General features: G+C 45.1%; 10 protein-coding genes. 3 read left to right on the plus strand and 7 right to left on the minus strand.

Annotated elements, in window-relative coordinates; translation table 11 throughout:
• Window position 1: 1 nt before the first annotated feature.
• The 6 genes from cysD to BM210_RS31360 all read right to left on the minus strand — a co-directional run bounded on the left by cysD (window position 2) and on the right by BM210_RS31360 (window position 6,537).
• Window positions 2-913, minus strand: a complete 912-nt coding sequence (gene cysD / locus BM210_RS31335; protein WP_091176638.1) for a sulfate adenylyltransferase subunit CysD — start codon at window positions 911-913, stop codon at window positions 2-4.
• A gap of 341 nt (window positions 914-1,254) precedes the next feature.
• Window positions 1,255-1,446, minus strand: coding sequence for a topoisomerase DNA-binding C4 zinc finger domain-containing protein (locus tag BM210_RS36380; protein WP_091176623.1), 192 nt, complete (start codon window positions 1,444-1,446; stop codon window positions 1,255-1,257).
• A 200-nt stretch (window positions 1,447-1,646) separates the two neighbouring features.
• A complete protein-coding gene (locus BM210_RS31345) occupies window positions 1,647-2,873 on the minus strand; it encodes an RtcB family protein (protein WP_091176624.1) in 1,227 nt (408 codons plus the stop codon).
• A 42-nt stretch (window positions 2,874-2,915) separates the two neighbouring features.
• A complete protein-coding gene (locus BM210_RS31350) occupies window positions 2,916-4,490 on the minus strand; it encodes a limonene hydroxylase (protein WP_256224174.1) in 1,575 nt (524 codons plus the stop codon).
• Entirely contained in the window at window positions 4,462-5,280 is an 819-nt protein-coding gene (locus BM210_RS31355; protein ID WP_091176627.1) for a nucleotidyltransferase domain-containing protein, read from the minus strand. The genes BM210_RS31350 and BM210_RS31355 overlap by 29 nt, the downstream gene beginning before the upstream one ends.
• Window positions 5,281-5,421: 141 nt before the next feature.
• Window positions 5,422-6,537, minus strand: a complete 1,116-nt coding sequence (locus BM210_RS31360) for a slipin family protein (RefSeq protein WP_091176629.1) — start codon at window positions 6,535-6,537, stop codon at window positions 5,422-5,424.
• A 633-nt stretch (window positions 6,538-7,170) separates the two neighbouring features.
• On the opposite strand from BM210_RS31360, the gene BM210_RS31365 reads away from it, so the two are divergent.
• The 3 genes from BM210_RS31365 (at window position 7,171) to BM210_RS31375 (ending at window position 9,869) form a co-directional block, all read left to right on the plus strand.
• Window positions 7,171-8,481, plus strand: a complete 1,311-nt coding sequence (locus tag BM210_RS31365; protein WP_091176630.1) for a helix-turn-helix transcriptional regulator — start codon at window positions 7,171-7,173, stop codon at window positions 8,479-8,481.
• A complete protein-coding gene (locus BM210_RS31370) occupies window positions 8,468-9,292 on the plus strand; it encodes a WYL domain-containing protein (RefSeq protein WP_091176632.1) in 825 nt (274 codons plus the stop codon). Before BM210_RS31365 ends, BM210_RS31370 begins: the two co-directional genes overlap by 14 nt.
• A 100-nt stretch (window positions 9,293-9,392) precedes the next feature.
• A complete protein-coding gene (locus BM210_RS31375) occupies window positions 9,393-9,869 on the plus strand; it encodes a CDI toxin immunity protein (RefSeq protein ID WP_091176633.1) in 477 nt (158 codons plus the stop codon).
• 251 nt (window positions 9,870-10,120) lie between these two features.
• On the opposite strand, the gene BM210_RS31380 is transcribed toward BM210_RS31375, so the two are convergent.
• Window positions 10,121-10,353 (minus strand): integrase core domain-containing protein (locus tag BM210_RS31380; protein WP_143101129.1); only part of this gene is annotated, 233 nt, incomplete at its 5' end.

The following is a 10,353-nucleotide window of genomic DNA, read 5'->3' on the forward strand; positions in this document are numbered from 1 at the left end:
TTTAGAAATAACCCTCCCGTTTACGTCTTTCCATACTTCCAGCCTCTTCTTGGTCAATAACCCTAGTTGTCCGTTCGGATGAAACCGCACCAAGCGTTTCTTCGATAATGGCATCTATCGTATCCGACTCCGACTCGGCTCCGCCAGTAAGAGGATAGCAGCCTAATGTACGAAACCGCATCTTCTTCATTTCAATTTTCTCATGAGGTTGGAGTTTCAAGCGATCATCATCCACCATGACCATATGTCCATCGCGATTGACGACGGGCCTTTCTTTTGCAAAATAGAGAGGCACAATATCAATGTTTTCTCTACGAATGTATTGCCAGATGTCTTTTTCCGTCCAGTTGGATATTGGGAAGACGCGGATGCTTTCTCCCTTATTAATTCTTGTGTTGAATAGTTTCCACATTTCCGGCCGTTGGTTTTTCGGATCCCAGGCATGATTCTTATTCCGGAATGAGAAAATCCGCTCTTTCGCACGCGACTTCTCCTCGTCACGTCTTCCACCGCCAAACGCAGCCGTAAATCCATATTTGTCCAATCCCTGCTTCAAGGCTTGGGTTTTCATGATATCGGTATACGCGGAACCATGATCGAAAGGGTTGATTCCTTGTTCAATCCCTTCCTGATTGGAATGAACAATCATGTTGATTCCGAATTCTTTTGCTTTACGGTCGCGGAATTCAATCATTTCTTTGAACTTCCAAGTTGTATCAATATGCATGAAAGAAAATGGCGGCTTCTCCGGATAAAAAGCTTTCAGCGCCAAATGCAGCATCACGGAACTATCCTTACCGATCGAATACAGCATCACGGGATTTTCACATTCCGCCGCTACTTCTCGAATAATATAAATCGCTTCAGCCTCGAGTTGATCCAGATGCGTCATTTCATCTATAGAATCAAGCATCATTTTTTCCATGGAATAGGTGCCTCCTTTTAATTCTTACTAAATCTATCGTCTTTCTTTATATACTATCAGATTTTAGCTTTTATGCAAAGTGGAAGAAAGTAATTTTCCCCATATTTCTATCATTTCCCTCGAATATTGTCGTACTTTTTCCGAGAGCGGCACTTTCTTTAGCACAATAAACACTGTATGCAAATAATATTCACTTTGTCACGCCTACATGAAAAGGGTTCAGAAAAACGTAGGAAGTCGAACCCCTGGCTTAGATGAAAGTAAGAAACCCTAGAAGCTGCAGCTTCTAGGGTTTTGTTAGTTTTATATAGGCACTACTCCAAGGCCTTTCATTCTTCAACTGATCTCGTCTGTCTGCAATAAGGATATGTGGAACAACCCAAAAATGGTTTTCCCTCTTTCCCTTTCCTTGAAACCATAGGGGCACCACATGTACAGATTGTTTCTTTGGCAGTTGAGACTTGCGCTCGGGATATTTGCACTTCAGTTCGAACTGTATGTATTTCAGGTTGTACCTTCATTTTCTTGTTTGTTGGCTGCCATTTTCCCCATGCTCTCTATTTCTAGATTTTTTTTCATGCCATCACGCCCCTTGGGAAAAGGTCCACCCTGCTAAGGAGCTAAGGGGAGTTACGTCATCCCTTACAGACCAGGCGTGATGAGGCTACTCTTTGGATAAACAACATATCCCAACTCAAATTGAAGAACTATTGGAAATACATCAATCCTTATAAGGATCAAACTCATCTGCCCCAGCCATGCAAACACCAATCGGTTTCAGCAAATGCATGACCTCGATCGTTTCGGCATGTGCATCCAGCACCTCTTGAAGCTTCCGATAAACAAAAGGACTCTCGTCCGTGCCTGCGCCACGCAGTTCCACACCGAAATCCCGAACAGCCTCCATCATTTGTTCTGTGCTGATCTGACCGCCGCTGCGGGTACGGGTTTTCCAGTTCATTTTCCCTGCCGCTTGAGTCCGGCTCATGATTCGTCCCGCTCCATGAACAGTGCTGTAGTAAGCATCCCGGTTCTCTATGCTGTCCTTCCCTTTTACGATAACGGATACGTCCCCCATACTACCGCCGATAAAACCAACCTGACCGGGTGCGGACGGAGTCGCCCCTTTACGGACGATAACGACTTCTTTTCCGTTGTGCGTCTCTTTCCAAGCATAGTTATGATGATTGTGCACTTCAAGGTCCGATTGCGTCCCCAGAATCGATAATACTTTCCTAATCACATAATCCCTTCCGGCATAGGCGTATCGCCCGGTTAGCTTCATCGCCCGATAATACATATCGCCAAGCTCACTGCTCAGATCAAGCAGTACAGGTGGATGATTCATCTTCTCACCGGGAGCGTTTGCGAGAAACTCTCTATCCGCAGCTAAGTTGATAAAACCGCTTGCCGTTTTATGTCCGAAACCGCGGCTCCCAAAATGATTCGCTATCCACAAACGGCCGGTTCCCTCTTCTTCAAATAAGTCTACGAAGTGGTTGCCACTGCCGACTGTGCCGAGCTGACTCTGCGCCAATGCTTTGAGCTTGTCGTGCTCCTGCTTGCCTACCACCTTGTAAACGGCCCAATCGGGATCATCAAAGAGGTCGTGGTCGACTTTTTCATTATTAACTCGACCTACCCCAAAGGAAATTTTGCGGGCAATCTCATCCATAATCTTCGACAATCCTGGCTTTATGTCTTCAGCAAACAAATTGGTTCGTACCGCTTTATTCCCGCATGCAATATCGTAACCAACGCCGGAAGGGGAAATTTGCCCGTCGTATACAACAACCCCACCGATCGGCTGACTGTATCCTTTATGATGGTCAGCCATAAGCAGGGTTTGAACCACATTTCCGGTTTCTGCGCACGTTTTCGCTTGAGCAAGCGCCCCGCTATCGGGACTACCCCAGACACGAACGCCGTCGATATTTTGATAAGCCATAAGTCCATTCAACTCCTACATAAATGAATGTATTTCTTGAATTTATATTCCTTTTGCTTCCCGGAGCTTGTGAATTCGTTCTTCTACAGAGTCGTCAGGCTCTGTCTGTGATAAATGAATAATCGCTTCAATAAGCCGATGACCCCAGGAAGTAACGTTCCAGCCCTCTAACGCCTTGATCGCCATGTTCCGATTTCTGATCACAGGACTGTTCAGACCGGTCAGGATCAATTCCACACCAATTCCCTCATACCGATCCAAACTCTGCAAAATGGTATCCAATTTCCTGTGCGCAGCATATTCTTTGCCAAGCCCCATCTCATCCCCTGGACCAGTGGCGATTTGCTGTAGAGGAAGATGTTCGGTGGCGAATTGAACCAATTTTCGAATTCGGTTTGGATCATTCGATTTCATTAGCTGAAAGAAATGAAAATCCTGTAGCGGGTTTTCTGCAAGCTGATCATAGAGAGTATCCCAAATATCAATACCAAGCTTTTCGGCACAAGATACGCCATAGTAGCGATCCACCGAATCACCGGTACTAACAGCATCCATAACAATGCTCGCCCACTTGGAGTCGGCCATAATCGATTGACAAGCATCTCTATTATCGATTCTTAACTGCTCGGTCCATCCCACCGACATTCGACCGGCCCACTTCTCCTCGTGCTGAGCCAAGAAGTCGTAAATGCTAAATATGACTGACAAATGCTTTGAGATTGAACCCATCTCCCGGGCTAGCCTCACGTAATCGGATATTACCTGTGGGCCATGCTCGTAATCATCGATGTCCTCAGCCGGACCGCCATTCAATAACGCTTCAATGATATCGGTTGCCCCATCAAACAATGCGCTATCTACGTGATCAGTCGAAAGAGCCTCCCGCAAACCACCATTTCTCGCACAAATACAAGCTAAATATTCGTTCATGACGCTGTTTTGGCAACCTTGACGCAGCAGCCAATCTTTTATCTCCTGACTAGACGGTTCAAGTCTCTCGACGATATGAATTTTCCCCCAACCATGTACACGTTTAGCTAATTCAAATAGAACCTGGTTGCTATCTTCCATTCCATTTTGAATCGCAACCGCAGTATATAGCGTAAATTCATCATGTCTCCCCAACGTCAGAAGAAGTTCTTTCACTTGCTCGTTCTGAAAAAGGCCCAGCAGCGCAATTCCGAATTTGACGACATTGCGGTGTGCCGCATTTTCCGTCAACCATTTCGCCTCATGGAATAATGCACCTGGCTGTATACCGGGTTGTTTGCGCACCTCATTTAAGATTACGTCAATCATGCCGCCTATATCCGTCTTCACAAGCTTAGCATACAGAGCCTTTCTTGTTGAATTCTTCGGCTTTCTGGATTGCTTCGCCAGCAGGTGGGCTAGCTCGAGTGCCTCTTCCGTCATCTTACCAGGCCCTGCATGGTGTCCGAATGCTCCATCCAAACCGCCCGCTACCCACATCATTTTACTGCCGGACCAGAATTCTTCGTCATCCGGCAAGGACCCATCCACGGATTCGCCTTGTTCCTTAATGTATGAATAAATGGAGGATTTGCCTTCCCAAAGAGGCCCTACAGCTTTATTGAAGAAAATAACCATTGTTTTCATCACCTTTTTCCCATACTTCCTTTAGTACGGATCGGAACAAATCATCAAGCCTCTGATCCTGATCCCCACCAGACGTTTGCATACCCGATGCCATCCGATCGTAATACCCGATTCTTTCTTCCAAAAACTCGTTTATCGGATTGATCCTCGGTTCGTAATCCATTTCATCTCCTGCTCTTTTACGGAAAAGCAAACCGTCGATAACCACCTTAAGCTCGCTCTCCCTTGGCACAACAGCATCGACAAGCCGATCAAATTCTATGGGCGGCATGGTATTGTGCTTCTCGATCCACTCACATGCCAAAATCGGACGGAGAACATAGAAGTATTTTTTGATTTTCACCCGCTCACCCTGTAGATATTCCCGGTAGTTCCCCTTCGCCATATGCAAATAGTGATACATACATGACTTTGGTGAAAACGTGAGTGGAGAAATACGGCGAATTTGCTCTGCTATCGCATAGTTCTCCCTATATACAATCGGGGATTGAAGCCACTCGAGCAGCGGCGGATTCGACTTTCGGAACAAGTTCAAGGCTTTTCGCAGATCCCAGCCGTTGATGTCCAGCATGTCGTTGATCGGACGCTGGATGACATCCCGCTTCTCAAAAATCGATAAGTACCAATCTTCCGGTCTAACATAGAGAAATCTGACGTCGTAGTCGCTATCCTTAGACGGGAACCCCCATGCACGGCTGCCCGATTCGCAAGCGTACAAGATCCGAACGTTTTCTTCGTGCTCGATGCGCTCAAGATCATTCAAAATCTGTTTATGGTAACTGCTGCTCATATGAATCCCTCCTTAGTGGGCGAATATATTTAGCTTTGGACATCAACGTCCAGAGCCCGGGTTTATGCATCAAATTGCTAATCCTGCATAGGCAGAATGATTTACATTCGGTTAGGTTGATAAAAACTAATTTAGTGTTTGTTATTTGCTTTCTGCTTTTCTTTCGCCAAGCAAAGAGTTCAACCGCTCCAACAGATCCCCGCCACCCGTTAAAGAGATGGATCCGATTTTCTCGCATATTTTCTCGAGGAATTCCAGCTCTTTCAGACGGAACAACGTCTGATTCTCGTCCATCAGCTTTGCGGTGTTAAGCAGACTTCGGGTCGAGGCCGTTTCTTCACGACGAGTGATTAGATTCGCCTGTGCTCTCTTCTCCGCAAGCAGGACGGTGTTCAAGATATCTCTCATTTCCCCCGGCAAAACGACATCCTTTACCCCCGCACTCAGGAATTGCACTCCTAACTCTTCCCCCTTCTCACGCAAACGGGAGAGTACGAACGTCGCCACGTCCTCTTTTCGTTTCAATAGATCATCCAATTTAAGAGCTCCGACATATTCTCGAAGCGTAAGCTGAAGCTGGATATGAATTTGCTCGTCATACGATTTCATTTCCAAAGCTCGTGATGGCTTTACGATCTTGTATTGACAAAAAAAGTTCAAGCGCAGCGTAACTTTGTCTTCTGTCATGATTTCTTGGCCGATGAGATCCATTTGTTGTTGTCTTAAATCAATCGTCTTTACCATAGTCGAGACTGGACCTCTCCAGAAGTAGTACTTGCCAGGAGAAAGCTCTCGTTGTAAAACTTGATCATAAAACAAAAATCCGGATTCGTAGCTCGCGATTTCGTAGGACAGCACATTGGCTGTAAGCTTCGGTATAATTGAACGGTTTACCTCGACAGGCAATTCAGGTCGTCTGATATCTGTATGCAAAAAGGTATGTTTTTTAAGTATGTTCCAAAAGGCGTAGACACCAGGCTTAAGTAATTGAACGAATTGTCCGTCCTCGTAGTGCAGAACGTACTCGTGATCTTGCACTCGTACGATATCGAGCTCTCGCACGAGATCTTCATCATGAAGGAACAACTTTAAATCTTTTCCATCCACATTAAACGGTTTAGCGATATTCAATACCACAACAGTGGATTTTGACCACAATAAAAAGTGATAGGTCCCCAGCATCAGTTTTTTCACATAACTTCCTTTATGAAATAGCAAACCACGCTCGTCAGCTTGAATCGTTACTTTTTTTAACATAGTAGTTAACCCCCTTAATAGTTCGACCAATGGACTTAGAATCCCACTCCAGTTCCGGCGGAATCTCGTTTTAGCTAAGCGATCTATCAGTAGTTTTCAAGGATATTTGAATAAGAGGGCGACCCTGTTTCAGCCGCTCATCTTTATCTTCTATTCAAGAGAACTTCCTGGAATTTCGCTCAATCGGTATCCACGGATTGCAAAGCCTTACTGCAGTGCGCTAAAACTAGCCGCTTGGGATTCTATCCTTTGGTCTTTTGTTCAAGTTTTCGCTCGATTGGAAGTCGAGTATTCTACCAGAATCGCTCCCTAGGCGATTGGGGAATCGAACCCCAAATAGTGGTTTCTTACCGATCCGATCGTACAGGATACCGTAACATACCATGCACAGCACTGCGGGATAAATCGATATCCCCGCCTCGTTACGACCGTCCGAACAAGAACCAATGTATGATGAAACACCATTTGGCGTTTACCACCTTGCTAAATGCGTCTTACAGGTTCTATAATCGCTCATTTCAACCTGAACGAACATGGCGAAAGTATTACGACTGATCATAAAGTTTTCCATTTCATCCAATTCCCTCCCCTGTTACAATGGAAGAAGATGTTTCATTTGAACGGGGGATACCTTTGGCTAAGGAAAGCTTTGATAAAGAAATTCAATTCCTGCGTATGTTGGTGCTGACAAGCGGGGCGTTCAGCAGACAACAGTTCGCAGAGCGGTTGGGCATTTCCGTCCACACCTTTGATAAAACGCTCCGGCGGCTCAAAGAAGTCGTCAGCTCCATGCACCAGCATTTGCCGCAGGAACAGAGAAAGGAATTTTCCGAGACCATTCGCTTCAGTTACTACGATTCCACCGATCCACTGCTCTTGTTTCTGTTTCGCGCCAAATCTGTAAAGGAATCCGAAAGCCAACGAATCTCGCTGCTTTTAGCCGCGATGAATGAGCAGGCTTTGACTGCGATGGAGCTCTTGGACATATGCTGCAGCAGTCTTCCTTCTGATCTTCCTCTGCCTGACGAAAAAACAATTCGGTCGGATCTCAAGTACTTGGAGGAGGTCGGAGTCATCAAGAGGGAGACCGGGCCTCGCCCCTTCCGATATCGCATTCAGGACAACTTGATTCGCTGCTTATCGGACGAAGAGCTTCTCGATTTGTACGATTTTGTGGATGTGATGGCGAACACCCAAGTCCCTTCCGTTCAAGGCTATCTGCTGCGTGATGGACTGAAGAAGCATCTTTTGCGCAATCAAGTCGAGCAATATGCTGTAGAGCCATTTTTATATAAATATCATTACTACTCGCGGATCCTAGATGAGGCACATCTGTTCACGCTCCTCCATGCCATCCGTCACCGCCGCAAAGTCCTTTTTCTGTACTTCTCGCCGAAGTCGGAAAAAAGCTACGCCTCCAAAAACACCAATCCCCTGTTTGAACGGGATACGGAGGGCAAAGCTGAAAAGACGCTGCCGCTTAAGATTGTCTATGATCATCAATATGGAAGATGGTATCTGCTTTCCCACGGCCGAGAGGGGATTCGAAAATACCGCATGGAAGGTATCACGCAAATTGAAGAGGACGAATCCGTTGACGAGATTTGGTATGAGGAAAAGAAAAGCGAGCTTGTCGAGAAAATACGCTACAGTTGGTTGATTGATACCGGCCGCTCAGTGACGGTGCGTGCCCGATTTTATAACCCGGAAGCTTCTGAACCTAACTTCGTCAAAGAGCGGGTCATGCTGCAGGGACAGTGGGGACAGATTGTGTATGAAGATGAACAATCATTTATTTACGAGATAACTGTAAACGGAACTACCGAGATCAAGCCGTGGCTGCGGAGTTTCGGTTCCAGTTGCGAGATTCTGGAGCCCGTTCAGTTTCGCCGGGAAATGATTGCCGAATGGAAGGAGATCCAGTCTTACTATGAATCTGTTTGAGAAAATATTTAATCATCAGATCATCTCCCGGTTGGAGGATTCCGGTACCTTCATGGTCACTTCACACGAACGGGCATGGCTGAAGACCATGCTGGAGCATCCCGCGGCGGCAGATGCTTTCACTGCGGACACTTTGGACATGCTGCGTTCTGCCCTTGGGCAGGATCAGGTTATGGATATATCCCGCCACATGATTGAAAAAGCCCGTACGATGGAAAAGCAGGTTTATCACCCGCTCCTGCGGCCTTTGCGTCGGCACATTATGAACAAAACTGGCATCCTTATAACCTACGAGATTAAGGGTGGGCGGGTTAATAAAGATCATTCAGGGTTTCCGTATAAGCTGGAATACTCCATGGTCAAAAGAGAATGGTATTTGCTCTGGTATCACACCCGGCATCACGCCTTCATGAGTACCAGGCTGGAAAAGATACATTTTGTCACGTCAGAACTTATCGAGCCATCAGCGGCAGAAAGCATTCTGAAGAAGATTGGAAAAACACTTGATTCGCGTAAAAGTGAAGTGGTTATTGAAATTGTCCGTGTCTATAACGCAGAGTTATCCCGCATCCTATACGCCTTCTCCAGCTTCGAAAAAAATGTTGAGTATGATACGGAGCACGATACATATCGAGTCAGAGTTTCTCTGCTTGGGGATGAAATGGAGTATTTACTTTCCAAGATCCGTTTTCTAGGGAAGCGGGTTCGGGTGATCGAAGGCGATTATTTGAAAAAGCGGATGCTCGAATCATCGACGAAGGCTTTGGAGCGCTACGGGGTCATTTCGGCCGATGAAGAGCTACCTTCGTAATTGGTTCGGTATGCGCATAAAAATCAAGAGTGCCAAGAGGTGCGTTGTCAGAATCGTGCAATTGAATTGAACATAGAACATTGTAGAGGATGATGATTACATGGACGATAAGACCGCTCGAAAGTTTAGAATTGAGCAGCTTAAGAAGAATATAAAAAGAAATACATCGTATGGAGAATTATTCAACGAATGTATCGCAGTACTAGATGTTACCGCACGTATTTATAGTCTTGAAAAATCACAAGAACTCACAGAGAAGATGGTTAACGAATTTACATTTACTAAGTGGGGCAGAGTTGATTGGAAAACTGTTCCCCATAAATTTTCTATTAAAGATGCTTTGGAGTTAAAAATGTATAAGATTGATTTTAACCAAAATTACTTTATTATCTGGGATGAAAATAACCTGCCGGTAATAGAAACGACAATTGGAGACGTTATTAAGAATTTTAAAGACATTGCCACTGTAGGGTTTGACACCTGGGTTGTTAATTTTGATGAAGGTATAATTATAGAAAACTATCACGAAGGAGAGATAACAGTAGGTAAGAAGATAATAGGTAAGCTCAATCAATGAAAAATGCAACATCACAAACTTAGATTTCCGCTACGAGTCAGATATCCCCTATATCTTGAGAAGTTTAGAACATAAGAGTTACCCAGCAAGGTAATATCTTCGCCCTGATGTTGGTGCACTTTAACCCTTCTGAACTCTTAAAAAGAGAAGTTATAGCGGTTCAACACCCTAATGCTGGACACTATACCTCTTAATCAGCGGGTCTCATAGAATTGCTTGAAATTGCTATGTTTTGCTTAGTCTTTTGTGTCTTATACCTGAATAGATTTAGGTTTTACCTCGTTTTTCTTTAAAGCATCGATATATTCATAGGGCGACAAGTCGTAAATGCTCCCGTGAATCCGCTGCTGATTGTAGTCTTGAATGAATTGCGTGACGATCTCATAGGTCTGTGGATATGTTTCGAATTCATGCCTCCCATAGCATTCGGCCTCCAAAATAGCGTGGAAAGATTCAATATGTGCATTTTTATTTGGCGTTCGGG

The sequence above is a fragment of the Paenibacillus sp. 1_12 genome (assembly GCF_900114475.1).
Classification (GTDB): Bacteria; Bacillota; Bacilli; order Paenibacillales; family NBRC-103111; genus Paenibacillus_S.

What these genes read in the sequence shown, in the direction of transcription:
- cysD (WP_091176638.1), bottom strand. Translation starts at nt 913, where the DNA reads ATGCTTGATTCTATAGATGAAATGACGCATCTGGATCAACTCGAGGCT.
- BM210_RS36380 (WP_091176623.1), bottom strand. Translation starts at nt 1,446, where the DNA reads ATGAAGGTACAACCTGAAATACATACAGTTCGAACTGAAGTGCAAATA.
- BM210_RS31345 (WP_091176624.1), bottom strand. Translation starts at nt 2,873, where the DNA reads ATGGCTTATCAAAATATCGACGGCGTTCGTGTCTGGGGTAGTCCCGAT.
- BM210_RS31350 (WP_256224174.1), bottom strand. Translation starts at nt 4,490, where the DNA reads ATGAAAACAATGGTTATTTTCTTCAATAAAGCTGTAGGGCCTCTTTGG.
- BM210_RS31355 (WP_091176627.1), bottom strand. Translation starts at nt 5,280, where the DNA reads ATGAGCAGCAGTTACCATAAACAGATTTTGAATGATCTTGAGCGCATC.
- BM210_RS31360 (WP_091176629.1), bottom strand. Translation starts at nt 6,537, where the DNA reads ATGTTAAAAAAAGTAACGATTCAAGCTGACGAGCGTGGTTTGCTATTT.
- BM210_RS31370 (WP_091176632.1), top strand. Translation starts at nt 8,468, where the DNA reads ATGAATCTGTTTGAGAAAATATTTAATCATCAGATCATCTCCCGGTTG.
- BM210_RS31375 (WP_091176633.1), top strand. Translation starts at nt 9,393, where the DNA reads ATGGACGATAAGACCGCTCGAAAGTTTAGAATTGAGCAGCTTAAGAAG.